Below are 21,838 nucleotides of genomic sequence, written 5' to 3' on the forward strand. Positions count from 1 at the left end.
TTTTAGACGCGCAAAGGAGGCTGTAGCACTTTGAATTGCTGCCCGATTCCTTAAATCGATTCCGATTTAAGGAATCGGGCAGCGTCGCAGGCATTCGGTTTCGTGCCGGGTGAGCGTCTCCAACGGGCCATCCTCCACGCTCCGCTACGCGAAACCTTGTCCAGAAGCTCCATGCAGCCGTAGAGCAGCGCCATCGCCTGCTCTCGGGTGGGCATAGGACAGCCGCCAGAGAAGGCGAAGATGTATTGTTTCAGGTCAGCGTCGTGCAGCGTGAAGGCGAAGCTATTTTTCAGCCCATGCATCTGAAAGAGCACGTTGAGTTTGCGGTTTTCCTGCTTGGCGGCGCTGCCCGCAAACCACCCCTCCTCGCAGAAGATCGGCACGATCGTCCGCTTCATCGCGGTCACCAGTCTGCTGCAATAGAAGAGATCGGCAGCCTCTTAAAAGCCGACAAGGCTTTGCGGCCAATTGCTGATCAACCGGTTTTCGTTGAAAGCCATGCGGTCGCCCCGCGGGAAAGCCGAGAGTAGATAGAAATCGAAACCCGCAAGCTTCGCCATCGCGTCGAGCCGTTCCTTGCCGTCGTCGGCCGAAACCCCGGTGCCATCGGCCTGCGAAGGCGAAAATGCAGCATCCTCAGCGCAGTCGCCGACTGCGCGCTCACGTCTTTTCAACTTCATATCCTCGTACGGCCAGCTTCGGCTCGGCCTCGCTGCGGGCGGCGAAACGTTCGCGCCGGGGCATGAGCAAAGTCGGTTTCTGCCCGCATCCCGAGGATACGAAGCATCAAAAACACGGACTGGACTGATACAGCGGGAAGAACGGAGACGAAGTCTTGCGCTCATTCTTATGTTGCAGCCCTTATAAAATCGTCCCGGGAAATCAGCTAATATTTATTCCCCATGGCCCCCATGCAGGCGCTACAAATTGACGTAGCGGCAGGCAGCCGCCCCGATCACCGGCCAGGGCGGGCGTCTAAATTTGTTATCAAAGTCTTACGATGGGTTTAGGCAATTTTTAAATGTGGCAGGCTAGAGTGGGGCTCGTGGTCTTGCGTTGTGTAGAGAGTCCAATGACCGAAATGATACGTCCCCGAGTAAAATATGTCATCGGCCCCGATGGCAGCCCCCTGACGATCGCGGATCTTCCGCCGCCCAATACGCGGCGCTGGGTGATTCGCCGGAAGGCAGAGGTTGTCGCGGCTGTCCGCGGTGGCTTGTTGAGCTTGGAAGAGGCCTGCGAGCGTTACACGCTCACGGTCGAAGAATTCCTGTCCTGGCAGTCGTCGATCAACAGCCACGGTCTTGCCGGCCTGCGCACCACGCGCATTCAGCAATATCGTCACTGATCACACCCCAGCATTGACGACATTTATTTCGGGCCGGACGCATCTCCCATGAGGGAATGAAGAAGGCCCGAAATCATTGACGAGGCCGCGTAGCACCAGAGGCCGGGCTGCGTGAAGGCATCCGCCAGCCCCGTCGTCTTCGCCGCCGCAATGACGATCGCGACGAGCAGCACATCCATCATCGACCACTTGGACAGATGCGGTACGACGCGACGATAGAACAGGCTGCCGGCCCCACCCCCGGCGGCCGTCGCTTCTGCGGTGATCCCCATCGCCTCCACGGTGATGCCGATCATCTTCAGAAACGGGAGCAGGATCGAAACCAGGGCAACGATTGCCGCCAGCAGCCCGTCCCCGCCTTGCCAAAGCGAGACGATGATTTCGATGAGCGACGGCGTTTCGTCGAAGAAATACAGCGTCTCGAAACGGACCAGCGGCAAGACGAGGCCGAGCGCCAGGAAGAACGGCGCAGCCACGAGAAGCACGGGGCGAGCCATCGAAAGCGCACTCATTGCCCTGAACCTCTCATCGATCCGACATTTTGCATGAACACTCTGTCTCCTGCCCGTATTGCCTCCACGGCTTGGCACGACCGCGCCGCCATGTCACGGTCCGCTACGACAATATCGGTTATGAGGAAAGGACATTCGAAGTGAGGAAGGCGTCTCCGGCGGCCGCTATGCGGCCGAGGTCGAAGGGCACGAGGCGGAGATGACCTATTCACGCACATCGCCGAAGCTGGTCATCATCGATCACACGGCCGTTCCCGATGCGCTGCGCGGCAAAGGTGTCGGCCAGGCACTGGCGCTCCACGCCGTAGAGGCAGCCCGCACCGGCGGCTGGAAGATCTTCCCGCTCTGCCCATTTTTCAAGGCGCAGGCGCAACGCCATCCGGAATGGAAGGATGTCGTGAATTAATGCATGTCGCCCAAAAACGCACAGCGGGTTTTGGGACAAGGACATGCATAAGACAAATCGTCCCCGCGGGGGACGAATCTCGTTTCGCATGGGAGCGACGCCATAAGGCAAACACCAAAAGCCATGTATAACGGACAGCGCGCCCATCATACATGGCTTCTCAGTGGCGATCCCAGGGCGCCGAAGCCGGCACCCAGCCGTTTCTGTTACGCCCTTGCTCTGGCGCCGCCGTCACGCTCTTCCAGCGCTGTGGCCCTTGCATATTCCGCCTGCATCTCCTCGAGCGCCATTTCCAGCGTCTCTTCCTGCATCTTCAGTTCCTTGATCGAAACCTGCAGGTTGTCGGCCCGCTGACGCGCGGCCTTGGCGAAGGTCGGATAAGCAAAGTGATTCGGGTCGGAAATACCGGACTTCTTTTCCTCGACGACGATCTGGCTCTCCAGATCCTTCGTCATCCGTTCGAATTCGGACATCATCATCTGCAACTGCTGCAACTGACGTCGTTTTTCGTTCACCTGAAATTCCTTCAGGCGAACGAGACTTTCTCGCGACTTCATACGCATTACTCCCGTGATGCGAGACCCCGGCTCAACTTGAAACCGCCCTGCGCGCCGCTTTGACACGGTTTGCTAAAAAATTTCCCGCGATATTAACAAATACCTACCGCTGGTAACCTTTCGTTTACGGGCATCGTTAATGATAGGCCCGATGATTTAAGGGTCGGTAAATGCCGAGGCATGAAGTTCGAACCTTTTCATTGGCGAGTCGGATGAATCACTTAGCGCTGTTTCCTAATGTTAAAGTTGAGGAGCACCTTTTTGAGATTCTTATTGGAAAACAGAGAAATGGAAAAATTGTTTAATAAATTCGATACTCCTTGCCAGAGTGAATTAGAATTTGTTAACCATTTCGTGGCAGCTTTCAAATCACGTAGCGTGTTCGGTATCGTGTAGGGGGCCAGACCACCTTTCGGCGGCGGTAAAGGGGATAATTATGCGGGTACTTCTAATCGAGGATGACAGCGCGACAGCGCAGAGCATCGAGTTGATGCTTAAATCAGAGAGTTTTAATGTTTATACCACCGATCTCGGTGAAGAAGGCGTCGATCTGGGCAAGCTGTATGATTATGATATCATCCTTCTCGATCTGAACCTGCCCGACATGTCCGGATATGAAGTGCTTCGCACTCTCCGGCTGTCCAAGGTCAAGACGCCCATCCTTATTCTGTCGGGCATGGCCGGCATCGAAGACAAGGTTCGCGGCCTCGGTTTCGGCGCTGACGACTACATGACCAAGCCGTTCCACAAGGACGAGCTCGTCGCCCGCATCCACGCCATCGTCCGCCGCTCCAAGGGACACGCCCAGTCGGTCATCATGACCGGCGAGTTGATCGTCAACCTCGATGCCAAGACGGTCGAAGTCGGCGGCCAGCGCGTCCACCTGACGGGCAAGGAATATCAGATGCTGGAGCTGCTTTCGCTCCGCAAGGGCACCACCCTCACCAAGGAAATGTTCCTGAACCACCTCTATGGCGGCATGGACGAGCCGGAACTGAAGATCATCGACGTCTTCATCTGCAAGCTCCGCAAGAAGCTCGCCAACGCTGCCGGCGGCGCCAACTACATCGAGACCGTCTGGGGCCGTGGTTACGTTCTTCGCGAGCCGGACGGTGCCGAATACGCCGAAACCGCCTGATATTTTTTTCCGATCCCCCTTATCGGATAAACGAAGATCCCGCCTTTTCGGCGGGATTTTTCGTTTCTGCCTGCGCAATAAGAATCCGCCCTCACCTCAGGCCGGATCGACCTGAAATCCGCTGTTCTTTCGATCTAGGAAATAGCGTGGGGCGGCCGAAACCGCTTGCACGCGGCATCATGCTCCGGTGGTGCCGATATCGGCGGAAAGAGATCTGCCCGTCAGGCGGCGATCGCGCGATTTCCGAAAACGGCGGTCAGGATCTTGCGATCGAACGGCTTCAGCAGGAAGTCGGTGGCACCGGCCCGTTTGCCTGCCATCAGTTTCTTCAGATCCGCCTCGACGACGCAGTAATAGATCTTGACCTCTTTGCCGCCCTCCATGGCACGGATGGCAGCGATGAGGTCGAGGGCGCCTTCCATGCCGGAATCGACGATCAGATATTCCGGCAGCTCCGCCTGGCAGCGCTGCAGCGCCTCGCCGGCGTTGGAGGCCTCGCTGACGAGAAAGTCGAGTTCGGAGAGAATGCGCTTGCCAACCTTGCGGACGATGTCCGAATTATCGGTGATCATGAACCTTTGCATGGTCGCTCCTTTGCCCCCGCATTCGTCGCAGCAAGAGGCCTCTTACAACCCTGGAGAATAGGTCCATCAGGCTAAAGAATCGTTACCGGACGGGGCGCCGACACAGGTCCGCGCCCCGAAATCAGGCTGCCGCAGCCACTGCCGTGAACACCAGCTCGTCGGCGCTGGCGCTGTGATCAAGCGACATTCCGCACTCCTGCGCCAGAAGCACGGTGTAATAGGGCTGGATCGAATGGGCGTCGATCGCCTCCTCGATAGTGCCGGTCGATATCTCGACGAACTTCGGCGGCAGGCGCATCAGTTTGCCTTTGGACGTGAGCTTGAACTTCGCATCGAACTCGGGATTTTCGAGCGTTACCTCGAGCACGCCGCCGCGCGGAATGGCGGAATAGGCAACGAGGAAGAGGTTGAGCAGCAGCTTGACACGGTTCTTGGCGACGATGGCGCGCGGTCCGTTCCAGATCACCTCGGTCTTTTTTTCGGCGACGGCGAAATCCTTGGCTGCACGCTCGGCCTCGCCGGTGTCGATCGAGGCGCCGACGGAGCCCGACGCGCCGAAGGCGAGACGTGCGAATTTCAGGCGGACGGAAGCATTGAGCGCGCTGGTGCGGATCAGGTCCATCGCATCGGCATCGGCGCCGCCTTCATCCAGGAGCTCCAGCCCGTTATTGATCGCGCCGACCGGCGAGATGACATCGTGGCAAACGCGGCTGCAAAGAAGCGCGGCCAGATCCGGGCCGGACAGGGTGAGATTGGGGTTCTTGGACATCATTGTCTCCTGATGGGCGGCAATTTCATTGCGCCCGGAATATGCTTCATCAAAATTGCGCGAAGTTTGCGATCGTACTCGGTGCCATAATGACACCATATTTGGTAAACCGATTGTTAAGATCATCGGCGCAAAATGCACCAATCGCCGCGAGCGGTTGCCCGCTCTTAGCCAAACGACGAACGGATGACACCATGCGCCCTCAATTTCCGCACCGATTCATCGGCTTCTGCAGGTTACTTTCGGCCCTCATCTTCTCCTCGCTGATGGTTGCCGGGCCGGCTGCCGCCCAGGACAACGGCCAGTACACGATGCAGGAAATCGTCGACGCCGGCCACTCCTTCTTCGGCTCCGCCAGCGGCGGACTTGCCAAAGTGGTCGAGAGTGCCTTCCAGAAATACGGCCTGCCGAACGGCTATATCCTCGGACAGGAAGGCGGCGGCGCCTTCATCGCCGGCCTTACCTATGGCGAAGGCCAGCTGAACACCAAGAACGCCGGCGAACATAATCTCTACTGGCAAGGCCCCTCGCTCGGCCTCGATTACGGCGGCCAGGGCTCGCGCGTGATGATGCTGGTCTACGACCTGCCCTCCGTCAACGGCATCTATGCCCGCTTCGGCGGTGTCAGCGGCTCGGCCTATGTGATCGCCGGCTTCGGCATGACGCTGCTCAAGAACAACGACGTGCTGGTCGTGCCGATCCGCACCGGCGTCGGTGCTCGCCTCGGCGTCAATGTCGGCTATCTCAAGATCACCCAGGCGCCGACCTGGAACCCCTTCTGAGGCCTCAAAGCCGCTGGAATCTGCCGCCGTCCCCACCGGCGGCCTTGCCATGCGCGTCACGCGTGCTTAATCATCGCGGCTGACCTCGTATCAACCTTCTTACCGATGGCCGCGCCGTGATCGAATATGCTCTCTTGTTCGGATTGGGCTTCCTGACCGCGGCCTTCCTCGTCTTTCTGGTCTCGCCCGCCGTTCACCGCCGCATCGTCTGGTATACCGAGAACCGGCTGAAAGCGACGATGCCGCTGAGCCCGCAGGAGGTCCGCGCCCAGAAAGACATGGTGCGCGCGCTCTATGCCGCCGAAAACGCCCGCACCACCCAGGACCTTCTGCGTGAGCGCGAGAAATCCCTGTCGTTCCAGCTTCGCCACGACGCCCTCGCCGTCGATGCCGGCAGGCTTGCCGCCGAGATCGGCGAATTGCAGGCCCAGATCGGCGAGATGCATGTCGAGGCGGCCGACCAGCGCTCGCATCTGCGCAAGGACGAGAACTATATCAGCCAGTTGAAGACCAATCTGCATATTGCCGAGCAGTCCGCTGCCAACAAGGAGAGCGAACTGGCGACGATGCGGACGCGGCTGAGCAAGCTCGGTGAACAGGCCGATGGGCTGAGAATAGACCTGGCCGCACGCGAGACCGAGGCGGAGAGCCTGAAATTCCGCGTCAACACGCTGCGCGACGAACGCGACACGCTGCGCCAGGACGTCAGCCTGCTGCAGAAGCGCGCCAAGGATGCCGAACAGAAACTGACGCAGCAGCAGCATATGGTGATCCGCCTGGAGGACAAGGCCGCTCGCGATAGCGCTTCCGCCACCGAAAAGGAAAACCTGGTCGCTCGCCGCCAGCAGGAGATCGCCAGGTTGAAGGAGCAGTTGAAGGCCGCCAACGTCGAGATCCGTAAGGTCAACCGGGTGCTGCGCGACGCCGGCCTTGCCGGGATGGCCGCGGAGCTGCCGGCGGAAATTACGGAAGACACGACCGCGTCCGCGCTCGACACCGCTGTCGTCACGGCTGAGATGGGCGAGGATGTCCGCAAACGCAGCGCCGCCCTGGCCGAGCGCCTGCAAAAGGCAAAGGCCGTAGCCGGACGCGATGGTGCGATCCGCGAGGAGATCGCCTCGATCGCCGCCAATATGGTGGCGCTGACCGCCCTGAACGAGGGTCCCTCCTCGCCGATCCGCACGCTCCTCGTCGAAGCTGCGGAAAAGAACCCGAACGATCGTGTCAGCCTTGCCGACAGGGCAACCGCGATCCTCGCCGATCCCCCGAGCGTCCGATAGGACGCGCGGCGCGCCATTATGTTTGAATTGACACAGAACCTAGAAAATCGATTCCGATTTGAGAGGGATATGCGTTAGACCCGGCCCATCGCCGAGGCCATGGAAAACAGCGCGATCCCCGTCGCCGTCGCAGCATTGAGGCTGTCGAGTTCCTCCGACTGTGGAATGCGCGCGCTCTGGAATCGCGCAAGCAGCGCCTCCGGCAACCCCTCGCCCTCGGTCCCGACGACGAGCGCCATGCGCGTCGAGGCCGGAATGGCGCGGATATCGGTCTTGCCGTGCGGTGAAAGCGTCCAGATGGCAAAGCTCCGTTCGGCAAGCGCCAGGAGCACATCCAGCGCCTTGCCGCCGCGGCGGTGCGGAACGCTCAGCACCGAACCGACCGAGACGCGCAGCGCCTTGCGGTAGAGTGGATCACAGGAGGTTTCGTCGAGCAGCACTGCATCCGCCCGGAAGGCGGCCGCATTGCGGAACATCGAGCCGGCATTGTCATGATTGGAAATGCCGCAGCCGACGAGCACCAGCGCCCGTTCCGGCAGTGCGTCGAGAAGTGCCGCCTCCCCGCGATCCTGTCGCCGGCCAAGCGCGAGAACGCCGCGATGCAGATGGAAACCGACGACGCCGTCGAGCACATCCGCCCCGGCGACATAGACCGGCACATCGGCCGGAAACCGCTCCAGGATGGGCAGCACGCCCTCGACGCGGTTGCGCAGCAGCAGGATCTTCTCGGCGAAAAAGCCGCGGCCTGCCGCATGCGCCTCGGCGAGCATGCGCAGCACGACGGTGCCCTCGGCGATGAAGCGGCTCTCTCGCCCCGTCAGGTCGCGCTCGCGGATCTCGCGGAATTCAGCGACGCGCGGATCGTCGGCGCTGTCGATGTCGATCGGGACGGCGGCCATGCCGGCCTCAATTGCCCGTAACAGTGACGTCGGCGACGGTGCGGCCGGTCCTGAGATCGTAGACCAGCGCCTTGTTCTTGCCCTCGACCGTTTCGCCGTAGAACAGAAGCTGCCCAGCTGAAAACGAAGTGGACTGCACCTTGAAGCCGAGCGGCAGGGAAACGGTTGCCGCAAGCGGCGCATCCGAAGGTACGCCGGAGGCGGTAACAGCGGACGCCGTCTCCTTCGGCTCGCTGTGCATCACCTTGTAGACAACCGCGCCGAAGACCGCCATAAGGCTCACGAACATGATGGCGCCGGAGACGATCTGCAGGCGGACCATCTTGCGCCGGACACTTTCCATCGCCGGATCAAGGGGCTTCTCTTCCTGGTCGTCTGGCTCGATTGCTGTCATCTGTGCGTCCCGTTCTAAAAAATACGTCGGAGAAGAAGCGTCTTGAGCGACCCCTTTAAACAAGCAGCCGGCAATAGAAAAGTCCTGACCGCCGATGAAACTGCCGAAGGCCGGCTGGACTCCTGGCTGACGGCGCAGGTCGGCGAGGAATTTTCGCGCAGCCGCATCAAGGCGCTGATCAAGGACGGCCAGGTTTTTCTGCGCGGCGAACCCGTCACCGACCCGCAGCGCAAGGTGCGCACCGGCGACAGTTTCGAACTCACGCTGCCCGAGCCGGAAGACCCGACGCCGCAGGGCGAGGATATCCCGCTGGATATCCTCCATGAGGACGACGACGTCATCGTTATCTCCAAGCCTTCCGGTCTCGTCGTCCATCCCGGCGCCGGCAACTGGACGGGGACGCTGGTCAACGCGCTGATCCACCATTGCAGCGATACGCTCTCCGGCATCGGCGGCGTGCGCCGCCCCGGCATCGTCCACCGTCTCGACAAGGATACGACGGGCGTCATGGTCGTCGCCAAGAACGACATTGCCCATCGCCACCTGTCGCTGCAATTTGCCGACCATGGCCGCACCACGCCGCTGGAGCGGGCCTATCAGGCAATCGTCTGGGGCCGGCCCCGCACGCTGTCGGGCACGGTCGACGCGCCGCTTGGCCGCGCCACCGGCGACCGCACGCGCCGCGCCGTCAAACGCCCCGACAGTCAGGACGCCGACGAGGCGATCACGCACTACCAGGTGATCGAGCGCTTCCATGAGAAGCCGGACGCGACCGCGTTCGCCTCGCTGGTCGAGTGCCACCTCGAAACCGGGCGCACCCACCAGATCCGTGTCCACATGGCCCATATCGGCCATCCGCTGCTCGGCGACACGGTTTACGGCGCCGGCTTCAAGACCAAGGCCAATCTCCTCCCCGAAGAGATCCGCAATGTCGTCAACGGTTTCGGCCGGCAGGCGCTGCATGCCTTCATGCTGCAATTCGAGCATCCTCGCACCGGCGAAATCATGCATTTCGAGGTGCCGCTGCCGGATGATATGGTCGAACTGGTCGATGCACTGCGGCGATAAAGCCGGGCTCCGAATGCCGCCTACCCAACTCACACCTGCGTGAGCGGCACCTTGAACCGCCGTTTCGCCACACTTATCTGTATACTGACTTAGTGCGGGCTCGCAGTAGAGCCGCACGTCCCGGTTTGCCTTTTTTAACGCGAGGATGCGTTTCCATCGGGGACCGGAATTCACTTTAGGAGGGTGCACTATGGCCCGAAATACCTTGCCGTCCATTACCGCCGGTGAAGCCGGTCTCAATCGTTACCTCGACGAAATCCGCAAGTTCCCGATGCTGGAGCCGCAGCAGGAATACATGCTCGCCAAGCGTTATGCCGAGCATGGTGACCGCGATGCCGCCCACAAGCTCGTCACCAGCCACCTTCGCCTCGTTGCGAAGATCGCGATGGGTTATCGCGGCTACGGCCTGCCGATCGGCGAAGTCGTCTCCGAAGGCAATGTCGGCCTGATGCAGGCCGTCAAGAAGTTCGATGCCGAGCGCGGCTTCCGCCTCGCAACCTACGCCATGTGGTGGATCAAGGCCTCGATCCAGGAATATATCCTGCGTTCGTGGTCGCTGGTGAAGATGGGCACGACCGCCAACCAGAAGCGGCTGTTCTTCAACCTGCGCCGGCTGAAAGGCCGCATCCAGGCAATCGATGACGGCGACCTGAAGCCGGAGCACGTCTCGGAGATCGCCACCAAGCTGAACGTCTCGGAGGAGGAGGTCATTTCGATGAACCGCCGCCTCTCCGGCGACGCCTCGCTGAACGCGCCGATCAAGGCAGCCGAAGGTGACGGCGGCCAATGGCAGGATTGGCTGGTGGATGACCATGACAGCCAGGAAGACGTGCTGATCGAACAGGACGAGCTCGACACCCGCCGGCGCATGCTGGCGAAAGCGATGAGCGTGCTGAACGAGCGCGAACGTCGCATCTTCGAGGCTCGCCGCCTTGCCGAGGATCCAGTGACCCTGGAAGACCTTTCGACTGAATTCGATATCAGCCGCGAACGCGTTCGCCAGATCGAGGTCCGCGCCTTCGAAAAGGTGCAGGACGCCGTCCGCAAGGAAGCCCTGGAACGCGCCAAGGCCGTCCGGGTCGTCGAAGCCACGGCATAGACCCCTCGCGTGATACGGTTGAAGAAGGCGGGTCCTTGCGGCCCGCCTTTTGTTTTTCATTCATCTTTGTCTGCAGCCTCGGCACCGCGCCAAGATCGGGAAACCGTCACTGGCTCGTCGACACATCTCCGAGCGCAGTCCATTCCTTGATCGCGGTATTAAAGGCGTCCGTTCCCGTACCGCCCTTTTCCATCGTCAGCAGCGCGCGGCGGCCGTTGCGGTAGGTGATCGGTATATCGATCCAGTTGCGGGTCGACATCAGATCGAGATTGGCCTTGCGCGCATCGGGGTAGTCGTTGAGCGCGATCATGTGGAAATCGTCGGTGATCTTGGCCGGAACCGCGATCAGCGCGTCACCGCGGTCCTGCTCCGTGCGCTTCATCGAGATGCGCTGGACGCTGTCGATGCTGCCGCCTTCGAAATTCGGCGGCACTGAGAAGACGATCTCGACGAGATGGCTTGCCGGCAGCGACGGATCGGAATTGCGCTTGAAGGTCACGAGAGCCGAGAGATTGCGCTCGGGAACCGTGACATTGCCCTGCACCGTCGCCTCCTGCCGGCCATCCTGGCCGGCCTCGTGCTGCACGCTCCAGACGACTGATCCCTCGATGGCCGTCGGCGAGCTCTGGCCGATGCGCTCCTCATAGAGGAACATCTTTTGCGACGAACCGACGGGCGCGGTCTGCGGCGGCGATGCCACCGGGCCGTTCGGCGTCCGCGTGTCGGCGGGTGCCGCATCGCCCTGCGCGCTGGCAGGCGGCGTATCGGCTGCCGCAACATTCTGTTCGGCGACCGATTTTCCTTCCGCGGTCGGCGTTCCCGGCACCGTCGCCGGTCCGCTGTCGACCTCGGTTCCATCGGTCAGCAGCCGCTGGGTGAATTTCGAATTGGCCGCAGCGCCGTCATTGTTCACTGACGCTACTTGCGGGTTCGGGTTCGGCTGCGCCGGCGCCGCTGGAGTATTCTGCGCTCCTGGTGTGGTTGGCTGGGCTGGCGTCACCGCGCTCGGCTGGGCAGGCGTCGTCGTCGAGCCGTCCGGTGGGGTTGCCGCCTCGTTCCTGGTCGCCTGCGACGGTGCCGAGCTGACGAGCCCGTCGACCATCGCCACCAGCGCCTCTCTGTTCGTCCAGCCGGCATAGGCGCCGCCACCGATCAGGATGAGTGCGAAGATGAGCGTGATCACGGTGCCGATGCCGAAGCGGCGGCGCTTCGGCTCCATACGGAAGCTCTTGCCCTGCAGCTTGGAGGCGACAATCTGATCGATATCCATCGACGGATTGGCGTCATCGTCATCAGCGGCGACAGAGCCGCGGCGGTCGTAGCCGCGCAGCGCCTTCGCCTCTCGCCAGTCCTCGCTCGGCGCGCCGCTAGTAGGCGCCGGCTTGCCGTTGTGTACTTCGGCGAAGATATCGACATCATCGAAATGAGAGGCAACCGGCGTCTTCTTATTGTTGCCGGCCTCGATCGGCGGCAGATCGTCGAAGGCAGCCGTCTCCCAGGAAAAACTTTCCTTGGCGGCCGGCATGACGGCGGCGGGTGCCACTTTTTCGAGGCTCGATATCACCTCCTCGAAGGCGCGCGCCGAGGCATCGGCGGTAATCGGCGCCGGCGCCGTCTCCGAATATTGCCGGAGTTCCTCTTCCGCCCATTCGGTCTCCGCATCCTTGGGCGCCGGAGCCGGGGTTTCGGCAACGGGCTCGGTCCAGACGGGGTCGAAATGCGCCGCAACTTCGGCCTGCAACGGCTCCTCGCGGCTGTGCTCGACGAACTCCTGCGGACGATCGAAATCGGCGACCGGCTCCACCAGGCGGTTGGATGCGTGGTCTATGCCGCGGGTGATCGGCTGCAACGGCTCGACGGGCTCGTAAGCCCCCTCAGCCTCAGGCTCCTCGCTTTCCACCGCCGCAGGTTCGTCCGCGATCTCGTCGGCTTCCAGGGGATGCTGCTCGTCGGCATGCTGTTCGTCGGCTTGCTCGTCGCGATGCTCGGCAGGTGGCGCTTCCCAGCCGTCATGTTCGGCCGGCACGTCTTCGGCAGCGACGTTGCGCGCCTCGCTGGCATGCCATTCCTCGGCCGGCGCTTCCTCCTCCTGGGAGGGATGCCAGTATGTCTCGGCCGGACCGGATGTTTCCGGCGAAACCGATGTCTCCGCGGGAACAGGGGTTTCCGCCGGAACAGGGTTTTCCGCGGAAACGGATGCTTCAGGGGAAAGAGGCTCCTCGGCAGCGACCTCTTCCTCAGCCTCCTCCGGTGCGGCGGCCTCCACGTGATCGGGCTCGTCTACGGCCTCGGCCGCCTGCGGTTCCACATAGGCTTCGTAGACCGGCTCCTCGGCAGCCGTCTCCGGCGCCGACGCCGGTTCGCTTTCGTCGGGAACCGCTTGTTCTTCGAAGGATTCCGACGCGATGACGGCGGCCGCAACCGGCTCATCGAGCGGCATCGCCTCGGAGTGTTCGCCCTCCACCTCGCGGATGGCAGCCTCGAGCTTTTCGAGCTGGCGTTGCAGCATGGCTTCCGGCGGACGCGGCTTCATGTTCTCGAGCTGCCGCTGCACTGCGCCGCGGGCACGTTCGTAGACTTTCACCCGCATCTCGGGGGTATTTTCAGCCAGGCCGTCGACGGCCCGCCGAATGACTGCAATAAAATCCGCCATCAGTACTTTCTCAAGAAGTCCGGTACTCTACCGAACCATCCTCCACAGTGACCCGTGAGCTTAATCCTCAAACGGATCGGTCACAAGTATCGTGTCATCCCGCTCCGGGCTGGTGGAAAGGAGCGCGACGGGTGCCCCGATCAGCTCTTCGACCTGGCGAACATATTTGATCGCCTGTGCCGGCAGATCCGCCCAACTGCGGGCGCCGACGGTCGATTCCTTCCATCCCTCCAACGTGATGTAGATCGGTTCGACTCTAGCTTGCGCTCCCTGGCTTGCGGGAAGATGATCAATCTGTTCGCCGTCGAGCATGTAGCCGACGCAGATTTTCAATTCCTCGAGACCGTCGAGCACGTCGAGCTTGGTGAGCGCGATGCCCGTGATGCCATTGGTGGCGATCGATTGGCGCACGAGTGCGGCGTCGAACCAGCCGCAGCGCCGCTTACGTCCGGTCACCACGCCGAACTCATGACCTTTTTCCCCAAGGAACTCACCGATCGCGTCCTTCAGCTCGGTCGGGAACGGGCCTTCGCCGACGCGCGTCGTATAGGCCTTGGTGATGCCGAGGATATAACCGAGCGAGCCGGGTCCCATGCCGGAACCGGCTGCCGCCTGACCGGCCACCGTGTTCGAAGAGGTCACGAAGGGATAGGTGCCGTGATCGATATCGAGCAGAGTGCCTTGCGCGCCTTCGAACAGGATGCGGGAGCCCTTGCGACGCTCCTTGTCGAGGAAGAGCCAGACCGTATCACGGAAAGGCAGTACCCGATCGGCGACCGAGGTCAGCTCGTCCATGATCGCCTGGTGGCTGACTTCGGCAACGCCGAGGCCGCGGCGAAGCGCATTGTGATGCGTCAGAATACGGTCGACCTTGCCGGAAAGACTATCGAGATCGGCAAGATCCATGACGCGGATGGCGCGGCGGCCGACCTTGTCTTCATAGGCCGGGCCGATGCCGCGGCGCGTCGTGCCGATCTTGGTGCCGCTGTTCGACGCAGCATCCTCGCGCATCGCGTCGAGCTCGCGGTGCAGAGAAAGAATGAGCGTCGCATTGTCTGCAATGCGCAGATTGTCAGGCGTAACCGTCACGCCCTGCGCCTCCAGCCGGCCGATCTCGGCGATCAGCGCATGCGGATCGACGACGACGCCGTTGCCGATGACAGCCATCTTGCCCGGGCGCACGACGCCGGACGGCAGCAGCGAGAGCTTATAGCTCGTGCCGTCGATGACGAGCGTATGGCCGGCATTGTGTCCGCCCTGATAGCGCACAACGATATCCGCACGCTCCGAAAGCCAGTCGACAATCTTGCCCTTGCCTTCGTCACCCCATTGCGAACCGACCACGACTACGTTCGTCATCCAACTCTTCCTATTACCGGCGCGGAACCGCGCACCTGCTCAAACCCGCGCATCTATAAAGCTTTGTTTTTTGGAAAGCGACCCTGTTGTCACAGCAGATTGGGCTTTTTACGTGACAAATCAGCAGCCGACAGGCTATTTCCCGTCACAAAACGCCGCTCGGCGATCGCGGAAAGACGGGAAGAACGCTCTTGCAAGCCACGGCCTATATCTGCCTCGCTATCGCCACCCTCTGCTGGGGCGGCAACTCCGTCGCCGGCAAACTCGCGCTCGGGCATATCAGCCCGATGATGCTGACCTTCCTGCGCTGGTTCCTCGCCGTGGCGATGATCGCCTTGATTTCAGTGCCGCAACTGCGGAAGGACTGGCCGGTGGTGAGGAAGAACCTGCCGCTGCTCCTCTTCTACGGCGTCATCGGCTACACCCTTTTCAACGCCATGCTCTATTCGGCCGTACAATATACGACCGCGATCAACGTCGCCATCGAGCAGGCCGGCATCCCGATGCTGATCTTCCTGCTGAATTTCATGTTCTTCCGTACCGGCATCTCGCTGGCGCAATGTCTCGGCTTCGGCATGACGCTGATCGGCGTCGCTCTGACCGCCGCGCATGGCGACCTCGCAACGCTGCTGCAATTAAGCCTCAACCGCGGCGACGGGCTGATGCTGATCGCCATTGCCGCCTATTCGGTCTACACGATCTTCCTGCGCTGGAAGCCGCCGCTCGACTGGCGCACGCTGATGGCGGTCCCAGCGCTCGGCGCCATGCTGACCTCGCTGCCGCTGCTCCTCTGGGAGGCGGGCCGCGGTGCCGCGCAATGGCCGGACCAGGCCGGCTGGGTCATCACTCTCTACACGGCGATCTTCCCCTCGCTGGTGGCGCAGATCCTCTATATCAAGGGCGTCGTCGCAATCGGCGCCAACCGGGCCGGCCTCTTCATCAATCTCGTGCCGGTGTTCGGAACGCTGCTCTCCGTCGCACTGATCGGCGAGCAGCTGCAGTCGTTCCATGTGATCGCGCTGGTGCTGACCTTGGGCGGCATCGCGATCGCCGAAAAGGGCCGTCCGAAAGCTTCGGCACAAACCGTGCCCGCCTCACCCTTGGATTAAAGCCTTTCCTGGTCAGGAAAGGCTCTAACCGAGTTCCAGCGTCGTCACGCCGAAGACGTGCTTCAGCGGAATGGTCGGCGCCGGCCCGCGATACATGCGTGTCGTCTCGAATACCGGTTGAAGGCCGATACCTTCGGCAAGCGCGACCGCCTCGTGGTTCTCTGCGGGAATGTCGATGAAGACCGCGGCCCCTTTCGCCTCGGGGATCAATTCGGCAAGCAGCGCCGCGGCGCTGTCGGCATCGTTGGCAAAGAGCGGGCCGATCTTGTAGCCCTCGTAGCAGCGGCGGATCGTGCCGTAACCGCGGATCTTGTGGCTCTTCCGCACCACCGCCGAACGACGGCCCTTGCGGCCGGTACACCAGGCGGCAAGGAAGGCATCCCGCGGCTGCGGAAAGATCGCCGAATCATATCGCTGCAGGCCTTCGAGGCGTGAATCCAGCACCGATTGCGCGACAAGCGTCGAGACAGGCAAGGAAGTAGCAACACCGCCGTAACGAACAGTGGAATAGGCGGGTTCGAAGCCGGCCTTGCGGTAGTTGTCCTGCTGTGCGGCGACGCCGTCGAGACCGATCGTGCGGTCTCCCGCGCTGGCGATGCCCGTCGCCCAGATCGCCTTGCCGTAACCCTTGCCGCGAAAATCGGGATGGACAATGTAGAGGCCAAGGAAGGCAAAAGTGTCGCCATATTTGACGACCGAGATCGAGCCGACGGGGACTTCACCGATGGAGCCGACGAAAAATCCCGACGGATCGGCCTCGTTGAATGCAAGCGAATCGTCGAGGCCAGGGTTCCAGCCCTCCTGACGCGCCCATTCGAGCACGAGTTCCAGTTCGCCGGGCCGCATCGAACGAACGGCAAATTCCGAATTCATGCAACTTTCCCAGATTGAATGTCCCGCAAGTCCATCCCGGCAACGGCAAAGCAATTGTCAGGCCCCAGCCCCCGATTGCACCTGCGAACGATGGAGAGCCGCGCTCATCGACTTGACGACGCGTATAATCATTTTTCGATGCAATACAGAAAGCTTCGTTTCCGCATTACCATGAAACAATGCCGTTGCAAGCTCAAGAAAATTACTTGCGCCTCAATTATCTTCCAGCCGGTGCGAATAAAAAGCCGCGTCGAAAAGATACCGCCTGCCAATTTGAAAGACGAGAGAAGCATTCGTCCGAAATCACCTCCGCAACGCGGCAAAAAACCGGGAGCGACGACCGTCGCCCGCGGAAGGATCACCGGCCGTTCAGCATCGCGGTCTTCTGCTTTTCGATTCGGCTCGTCGGCGATGAGAAAAGACGCTCTGTCTCGGCCGCCGGTGCGGGATAACCGAACGCATAACCCTGCAGACCGTCGCAGCCGAGCTGCGCCAGCACGACGGCATGCGCCTCGGTCTCGATGCCCTCGGCGATCACCTCGACATCGAGTGCCTTGGCGATTTCCACGATCGACCCCACCACGCGCCGCTGCTCGGCGGAGCTGACGACCTCGGTGACGAGCTGCCGGTCGATCTTCAGCCGCTTCGGCCGCAGCTTGACGAGACCGATGAGCGAAGCATGGCCCGATCCGAAGTCGTCGATCTCGATGTCGATGCCCATCTGTTTGATATCGCCGATATGATCGAGCAGTTTTTCGTCGCTGTCGTCGAGGAAAATCGTCTCAACCAGTTCGAAGACGATCGCGCCGGGCGGGATATCGAGTTTCCTCAGCTTGTCGAGCAACGCCGGATCGGCAAGGCGGGACGCCGAGATATTGACGGCGATGCGCGGAACCGCAAGGCCGCGCAACAGCCAGAACAACCGGTCTTCGAGAACGCTTTTGAGGATCGCCGCGTCGATCTCCGCCGCAAGCCCGTGCTCGTCGGCGATCTTCAGGAATACCCCCGGAGCAAGCACGCCCTTTTCGGGGTGTTTCCAGCGCGCCAGCGCCTCGAAGCCGATGACCTCCCGGGTCCGGGCGTCGAGCTGCACCTGATAATAGGGAAGTATCTCGCCGCGCTCCAGCCCGAGCTTCAGCTCTTCGGCGAGGCGACGCTTGGAGCGCAGATCCTCCTGCAATTGCCGCGTGAAGAATTCGACACGGCTGCGCCCGAGCTTCTTGGCCTGGTAAAGCGCCAAATCGGATTCGGCAAGCAGGTTGCGCGCCCGCCGATCGCCGCTCCAGGAAACGCCGATCGAGGCGCCGGATTGCAGCATCTCCTGGCCGAAGCGGATCTTCTTCCGCAGCCGACGCTGGAGGTCTTCGGTGATCAGCTTCAGCTCAGTGAGATCGGTGAAATTGACCAGCACGATGACGAATTCATCGCCACCGACGCGGGCGACCACGCCATTTGCAGGAATGGCGGCGGTGATTCGAAGTGCTGCGGCCCTGAGAACGGCGTCGCCTGCCGCATGACCGTGGCTGTCGTTGATCTGCTTGAACTGGTCGAGGTCGAGATGCAGCACGCCAAGCGTCGTGATGCTCTTGTCGGCCGGCAACTCCGCCAGCCGCTTGTCGAGAAGGCGCCGGTTCGGCAAGCCGGTGAGATAGTCATGATCGGCGACATGCTCGATGCGAGCATTGCTTTCTTCCAGCGCCAGCGCCCTCGCCTCGGCCACCACCTTTTGCCGCGCGAGTTCCGCGTTGAGCAGGACGTCGGCCGTAACATCCCATTCGGCGCCGATGAAGGAGGGCAGACCCTCCGCATCGACATAGAAATGCGCGCGCGAACGCAAATGGCGGATTTCACCGCTCGGCAGCACGATCCGGAATTGTGAGTTATAGGCGCCGCGCGTCGCGATCGCCTGCTCGAAGTCGCGTTCAGCCCGCTCGCGATCATCGGGATGGATGGCGTTCGACCAAAGCGATGCCGGCACCAGCCGGCAGGTTTCGCCGGTCTCGTAGAGACGATGCATCTGCGCATCCCACAAGATCCCGTCCTGCTCGATGCTGTGCTCCCAGACACCGATCCGGGATGCATCGAGAGCGAGTTCGAGCCGACGCAGAAGATCCTGAAACTCGTGTTCGGATCGTGTGGCTTTTTTCTCTGGCAACGCGGTCCCAGCCTTAGAAGCTTGCATAACGGCAATATGGTCTCAAGCCGGCATTAATGAAGCCTTGTCCTGATGACCGAACTAGTGACTAGGTGAACTGTTCGTTACGACTTTCCCCTTTTGGATCAAAGGACTTGCAGTCTGCGGCAGCTCAAGATCAGTGGTTGTGCCGCGGCGGGTTCTTTGCGATCTGGCGGAATTCCGTCGCTCCCTCCAGCACCGCGCCGTCCGACAATTGCGTCACCGAGCGGCGGTAGATCTGCTGCCATGGCGTCGCATCCGCCGGCACTGGCGGGATGCCGTCGCCCTTGCGCCGTTCGATCTCGGCGTCCTCGACCAGCATGTCACAGCGCCCGTGGTTGAAGTCGATGCGGATGATATCGCCGGTACGAAGCCAGGCGAGGCCGCCGCCGGCAGCACTTTCCGGCGAGGCATTGAGGATCGAGGGACTGTCCGCCGTGCCCGATTGGCGACCGTCGCCGATCGTCGGCAGGCTGCGGATGCCACGCTTCAGGAGATGATCCGGCGGCTGCATGTTGACGACCTCAGCCGAACCCGGCCAGCCGATCGGCCCGGCGCCGCGGATGACGAGGATGGTATTTTCGTCGATACCGAGTTCGGGATCGTTGATGCGCTTGTGATAGTCCTCGGAACCGTCGAAGACCACCGCCTTGCCCTCGAAGACGCCTTCGCGCCCGGGTTCCTCAAGATAGCGCCGGCGGAAATCTTCCGAGACCACGCTCATCTTCATGATCGCGAAATCGAAGAGATTGCCCTTGAGAACTAGGAAGCCCGCCCGCTCCTTCAGCGGCTCGGCGAACGGCGTGATGACCTCGCGGTCGCGCGCTTCCTTGCCTTCCAGGTTCTCGGCCATCGTCCTGCCCGTCACTGTGCGACAGTTGCCGTCGAGCTTTCCGGCCTGCAGCAGTTCCCACATGATCGCCGGCGTGCCGCCGGCACGATGAAAGCGTTCGCCGAGATAGGCGCCCGCCGGCTGGACATTGGCCAGCAGCGGGATATCGAAGCCATGCACCTGCCAGTCGTCGGGATAGAGTTCGACGCCGGCGTGCTTCGCCATCGCGGCCAGATGCGGCTGCGCGTTGGTCGAGCCGCCGATCGCCGAATTGGTGCGGATCGCATTCAGGAAAGCCTCGCGCGTCAGGAGATCCGATGGCTTCAGATCCTCGAACACGATTTCGACGGCGCGTCGCCCGGTGCGGTAGGCCATCTGGCCGCGTTCGCGGTAAGCCGCCGGAATGGCGCCACAGCCGGTCAGCGAAAGGCCGAGCGCCTCGGCCAGCGCATTCATAGTCGAAGCGGTGCCCATCGTATTGCAGTGGCCGACGGAAGGCGCAGAATCGAGCGCCGCCTGCAGGAATTCCTCCCGATCGATCTCGCCTGCCGCATATTTCCGCCGCATCCGCCAGATCACCGTGCCGGAGCCCGCCAGCTCCCCCTCGTGCCAACCGTCGAGCATCGGGCCGCCGGAGAGCACGATCGCCGGGATATCGACCGTCGAAGCCGCCATGATCGCCGAAGGCGTGGTCTTGTCGCAGCCGGTGGTCAGCACGACGCCGTCAAGTGGATAGCCGTAGAGGATTTCGACGAGGCCGAGATAGGCGAGATTGCGGTCGAGTGCGGCTGTCGGGCGTTTGCAATTCTCGAAGATCGGATGTGTCGGAAACTCGATCGGAATGCCGCCGGCATCGCGAATGCCATCGCGCACGCGCTTGGCAAGCTCGACATGCACCCTGTTACAGGGCGTTAGATCACTGCCGCTCTGGGCGATGCCGATGATCGGCTTGCCGGAGCGCAGCTCTTCCGGCGTGATGCCGTAATTCATGAAGCGCTCGAGATAGAGCGCTGCCATGTCGATATGATCGGGATTGTCGAACCAGTCTTGCGAACGTAGGCGCCGCTTCGGCGAATGGCTGTCCGTCACTTCTTTCCTCCCGGCCGGGCATTCTTCTCTTCGAGATGGAGAAGCAGGCCGCTGTGATCCTTTTCGCCATTGCCATTGGCGACGAATTCGCTGAATTCGGCATGCACCGCCGCCGTCAGCGGCAGCGACAGCGACAGAGCATTCGCCGTCTCCATGGCGGCGTTCAGATCCTTCAACTGGTTGCTGGACGAACCGCCTGGCGTAAACTGCCGCTCGACCATGCGCTTGCCGTGCAGTTCGAGGATACGGCTCTCGGCAAAGCCGCCGCGAATGGCGTCCCGGAAGGCCGCCTGCGAGCCGCCGCCCGCTTCGATCAGCATCATCGCTTCGGCGACGGCGCCGATCGTCACCGCGACGATCTGCTGGTTGGCAAGCTTGGCGAGCTGGCCTGCCCCGCTTGGGCCGACGCGGGTCACGCGCCCCATCGGCGCAAAGACGTCGGCAAGCCCGTCGACCACGTCCTTGTCACCGCCCGCCATGATCGCAAGCGTACCCGCTGCCGCCCCGACGACACCGCCTGATACCGGCGCATCGACATGATGGATGTCGCGGTCGGCAAGCCTCGCCGAATGGTCGCGGGCGAAATGCGGGGCGATCGAACTCATGTCGATGACGGTTGTGCCAGGCGTCATCGCATCGGCCGCTCCGCGGTCGAACAACACGTCCTTCACCGCCTCGGCGTTGGTGAGCATAGTGATGACGACGTCGGCACCCGAAACGGCATCCACCGGTGTTTTAGCGCAGATCGCGCCGTCTCCCGCAAGCGCCTCGGCCTTGCCGGCATCGCGATTCCAGACGGTGACGGCAAAGCCCGCGCCAAGCAGCCGGCGAGCCATCGGCGCGCCCATCAGGCCGGTGCCGAGAAAGGCGATCCGCCTGCCGTCATGACCTTCTCTCGAACTCGTCATTCA

22 protein-coding genes are annotated in these 21,838 nt (G+C 61.8%); 8 read left to right on the plus strand and 14 right to left on the minus strand.

Going from position 1 to position 21,838, the window contains the following annotated elements:
• Positions 1-50: 50 nt before the first annotated feature.
• A complete protein-coding gene (locus G9X67_RS34925; RefSeq protein WP_246705382.1) occupies positions 51-398 on the minus strand; it encodes a hypothetical protein in 348 nt (115 codons plus the stop codon).
• A gap of 42 nt (positions 399-440) precedes the next feature.
• The gene (locus tag G9X67_RS34930) at positions 441-674 is read right to left on the minus strand and encodes a hypothetical protein (RefSeq protein ID WP_246705383.1); all 234 of its coding nucleotides are present in this window, start codon (positions 672-674) and stop codon (positions 441-443) included.
• Between the two features lie 398 nt (positions 675-1,072).
• Between G9X67_RS34930 and G9X67_RS09295 the strand changes: the two genes are divergently transcribed.
• A complete protein-coding gene (locus G9X67_RS09295; RefSeq protein WP_007533628.1) occupies positions 1,073-1,348 on the plus strand; it encodes a DUF1153 domain-containing protein in 276 nt (91 codons plus the stop codon).
• 23 nt (positions 1,349-1,371) lie between these two features.
• On the opposite strand, the gene G9X67_RS09300 is transcribed toward G9X67_RS09295, so the two are convergent.
• Positions 1,372-1,938 carry a paraquat-inducible protein A gene (locus G9X67_RS09300; protein WP_017961758.1) on the minus strand — a complete coding sequence of 189 codons (567 nt, stop codon included), beginning with the start codon at positions 1,936-1,938 and terminating at the stop codon, positions 1,372-1,374.
• A gap of 55 nt (positions 1,939-1,993) precedes the next feature.
• On the opposite strand from G9X67_RS09300, the gene G9X67_RS09305 reads away from it, so the two are divergent.
• Positions 1,994-2,266: an N-acetyltransferase gene (locus G9X67_RS09305; protein WP_171598591.1), complete on the plus strand. Its 273-nt coding sequence runs from the start codon at positions 1,994-1,996 to the stop codon at positions 2,264-2,266.
• 206 nt (positions 2,267-2,472) lie between these two features.
• Here G9X67_RS09305 and G9X67_RS09310 read toward each other — a convergent pair whose 3' ends face one another.
• On the minus strand, positions 2,473-2,823 hold the full coding sequence (locus tag G9X67_RS09310; protein WP_003542353.1) for a hypothetical protein: 351 nt from the start codon (positions 2,821-2,823) through the stop codon (positions 2,473-2,475).
• Positions 2,824-3,259: 436 nt separating this feature from the next.
• Here G9X67_RS09310 and ctrA point away from each other — a divergent pair, with 436 nt between their 5' ends.
• Entirely contained in the window at positions 3,260-3,961 is a 702-nt protein-coding gene (gene ctrA, locus G9X67_RS09315; RefSeq protein WP_003542362.1) for a cell cycle two-component system response regulator CtrA, read from the plus strand.
• A 221-nt stretch (positions 3,962-4,182) separates the two neighbouring features.
• Here ctrA and G9X67_RS09320 read toward each other — a convergent pair whose 3' ends face one another.
• Positions 4,183-4,545 (minus strand): response regulator, encoded by a 363-nt coding sequence (locus G9X67_RS09320; protein WP_003542364.1) that lies wholly within the window; start codon positions 4,543-4,545, stop codon positions 4,183-4,185.
• 121 nt (positions 4,546-4,666) lie between these two features.
• Entirely contained in the window at positions 4,667-5,314 is a 648-nt protein-coding gene (locus G9X67_RS09325) for a histidine phosphotransferase family protein (RefSeq protein ID WP_171598539.1), read from the minus strand.
• 194 nt (positions 5,315-5,508) lie between these two features.
• On the opposite strand from G9X67_RS09325, the gene G9X67_RS09330 reads away from it, so the two are divergent.
• Positions 5,509-6,096, plus strand: a complete 588-nt coding sequence (locus G9X67_RS09330; protein ID WP_003542368.1) for an EipA family protein — start codon at positions 5,509-5,511, stop codon at positions 6,094-6,096.
• A gap of 116 nt (positions 6,097-6,212) precedes the next feature.
• Complete coding sequence (locus G9X67_RS09335) at positions 6,213-7,376, plus strand: hypothetical protein (RefSeq protein ID WP_171598540.1); 1,164 nt, start codon at positions 6,213-6,215, stop codon at positions 7,374-7,376.
• 74 nt (positions 7,377-7,450) lie between these two features.
• Here the strand turns inward: G9X67_RS09335 and G9X67_RS09340 are convergent, their stop codons facing one another.
• A complete protein-coding gene (locus G9X67_RS09340) occupies positions 7,451-8,275 on the minus strand; it encodes an RNA methyltransferase (RefSeq protein WP_138330190.1) in 825 nt (274 codons plus the stop codon).
• 7 nt (positions 8,276-8,282) lie between these two features.
• A complete protein-coding gene (locus tag G9X67_RS09345; RefSeq protein ID WP_003542374.1) occupies positions 8,283-8,669 on the minus strand; it encodes a hypothetical protein in 387 nt (128 codons plus the stop codon).
• A 42-nt stretch (positions 8,670-8,711) separates the two neighbouring features.
• Between G9X67_RS09345 and G9X67_RS09350 the strand changes: the two genes are divergently transcribed.
• Positions 8,712-9,737: an RluA family pseudouridine synthase gene (locus tag G9X67_RS09350; RefSeq protein WP_138386788.1), complete on the plus strand. Its 1,026-nt coding sequence runs from the start codon at positions 8,712-8,714 to the stop codon at positions 9,735-9,737.
• Between the two features lie 190 nt (positions 9,738-9,927).
• Positions 9,928-10,836 carry an RNA polymerase sigma factor RpoH gene (gene rpoH, locus G9X67_RS09355; RefSeq protein WP_003542378.1) on the plus strand — a complete coding sequence of 303 codons (909 nt, stop codon included), beginning with the start codon at positions 9,928-9,930 and terminating at the stop codon, positions 10,834-10,836.
• A gap of 106 nt (positions 10,837-10,942) precedes the next feature.
• Here the strand turns inward: rpoH and G9X67_RS09360 are convergent, their stop codons facing one another.
• Positions 10,943-13,489, minus strand: a complete 2,547-nt coding sequence (locus tag G9X67_RS09360) for a hypothetical protein (protein ID WP_138330188.1) — start codon at positions 13,487-13,489, stop codon at positions 10,943-10,945.
• 60 nt (positions 13,490-13,549) lie between these two features.
• A complete protein-coding gene (locus tag G9X67_RS09365; protein ID WP_011653210.1) occupies positions 13,550-14,848 on the minus strand; it encodes an adenylosuccinate synthase in 1,299 nt (432 codons plus the stop codon).
• Between the two features lie 191 nt (positions 14,849-15,039).
• On the opposite strand from G9X67_RS09365, the gene G9X67_RS09370 reads away from it, so the two are divergent.
• A complete protein-coding gene (locus G9X67_RS09370; RefSeq protein WP_171598541.1) occupies positions 15,040-15,957 on the plus strand; it encodes a DMT family transporter in 918 nt (305 codons plus the stop codon).
• A gap of 24 nt (positions 15,958-15,981) precedes the next feature.
• Here G9X67_RS09370 and G9X67_RS09375 read toward each other — a convergent pair whose 3' ends face one another.
• The 4 genes from G9X67_RS09375 to G9X67_RS09390 all read right to left on the minus strand — a co-directional run bounded on the left by G9X67_RS09375 (position 15,982) and on the right by G9X67_RS09390 (position 21,835).
• A complete protein-coding gene (locus tag G9X67_RS09375; protein WP_171598542.1) occupies positions 15,982-16,830 on the minus strand; it encodes a GNAT family N-acetyltransferase in 849 nt (282 codons plus the stop codon).
• A gap of 358 nt (positions 16,831-17,188) precedes the next feature.
• A complete protein-coding gene (locus G9X67_RS09380) occupies positions 17,189-19,012 on the minus strand; it encodes a GGDEF domain-containing phosphodiesterase (RefSeq protein ID WP_171598543.1) in 1,824 nt (607 codons plus the stop codon).
• A gap of 130 nt (positions 19,013-19,142) precedes the next feature.
• Positions 19,143-20,927: a dihydroxy-acid dehydratase gene (locus G9X67_RS09385; RefSeq protein WP_171598544.1), complete on the minus strand. Its 1,785-nt coding sequence runs from the start codon at positions 20,925-20,927 to the stop codon at positions 19,143-19,145.
• A complete protein-coding gene (locus tag G9X67_RS09390; protein WP_138330182.1) occupies positions 20,924-21,835 on the minus strand; it encodes an NAD(P)-dependent oxidoreductase in 912 nt (303 codons plus the stop codon). Before G9X67_RS09390 ends, G9X67_RS09385 begins: the two co-directional genes overlap by 4 nt.
• Positions 21,836-21,838: the final 3 nt, after the last annotated feature.

Origin of the sequence: Rhizobium sp. WYCCWR 11152, assembly GCF_013087615.1 — a bacterium.
Taxonomy (GTDB): Bacteria; Pseudomonadota; Alphaproteobacteria; order Rhizobiales; family Rhizobiaceae; genus Rhizobium; species Rhizobium indicum.

Excerpts from the sequence above, each read along its gene's own strand:
- G9X67_RS09375 (WP_171598542.1), bottom strand. The coding sequence starts at position 16,830 with ATGAATTCGGAATTTGCCGTTCGTTCGATGCGGCCCGGCGAACTGGAA.
- G9X67_RS34925 (WP_246705382.1), bottom strand. The coding sequence starts at position 398 with ATGAAGCGGACGATCGTGCCGATCTTCTGCGAGGAGGGGTGGTTTGCG.
- G9X67_RS09320 (WP_003542364.1), bottom strand. The coding sequence starts at position 4,545 with ATGCAAAGGTTCATGATCACCGATAATTCGGACATCGTCCGCAAGGTT.
- G9X67_RS09340 (WP_138330190.1), bottom strand. The coding sequence starts at position 8,275 with ATGGCCGCCGTCCCGATCGACATCGACAGCGCCGACGATCCGCGCGTC.
- G9X67_RS09360 (WP_138330188.1), bottom strand. The coding sequence starts at position 13,489 with ATGGCGGATTTTATTGCAGTCATTCGGCGGGCCGTCGACGGCCTGGCT.
- rpoH (WP_003542378.1), top strand. The coding sequence starts at position 9,928 with ATGGCCCGAAATACCTTGCCGTCCATTACCGCCGGTGAAGCCGGTCTC.
- G9X67_RS09295 (WP_007533628.1), top strand. The coding sequence starts at position 1,073 with ATGACCGAAATGATACGTCCCCGAGTAAAATATGTCATCGGCCCCGAT.
- G9X67_RS09325 (WP_171598539.1), bottom strand. The coding sequence starts at position 5,314 with ATGTCCAAGAACCCCAATCTCACCCTGTCCGGCCCGGATCTGGCCGCG.
- G9X67_RS09390 (WP_138330182.1), bottom strand. The coding sequence starts at position 21,835 with ATGACGAGTTCGAGAGAAGGTCATGACGGCAGGCGGATCGCCTTTCTC.
- ctrA (WP_003542362.1), top strand. The coding sequence starts at position 3,260 with ATGCGGGTACTTCTAATCGAGGATGACAGCGCGACAGCGCAGAGCATC.
- G9X67_RS09330 (WP_003542368.1), top strand. The coding sequence starts at position 5,509 with ATGCGCCCTCAATTTCCGCACCGATTCATCGGCTTCTGCAGGTTACTT.
- G9X67_RS09380 (WP_171598543.1), bottom strand. The coding sequence starts at position 19,012 with ATGCAAGCTTCTAAGGCTGGGACCGCGTTGCCAGAGAAAAAAGCCACA.
- G9X67_RS09365 (WP_011653210.1), bottom strand. The coding sequence starts at position 14,848 with ATGACGAACGTAGTCGTGGTCGGTTCGCAATGGGGTGACGAAGGCAAG.
- G9X67_RS09310 (WP_003542353.1), bottom strand. The coding sequence starts at position 2,823 with ATGAAGTCGCGAGAAAGTCTCGTTCGCCTGAAGGAATTTCAGGTGAAC.
- G9X67_RS09345 (WP_003542374.1), bottom strand. The coding sequence starts at position 8,669 with ATGACAGCAATCGAGCCAGACGACCAGGAAGAGAAGCCCCTTGATCCG.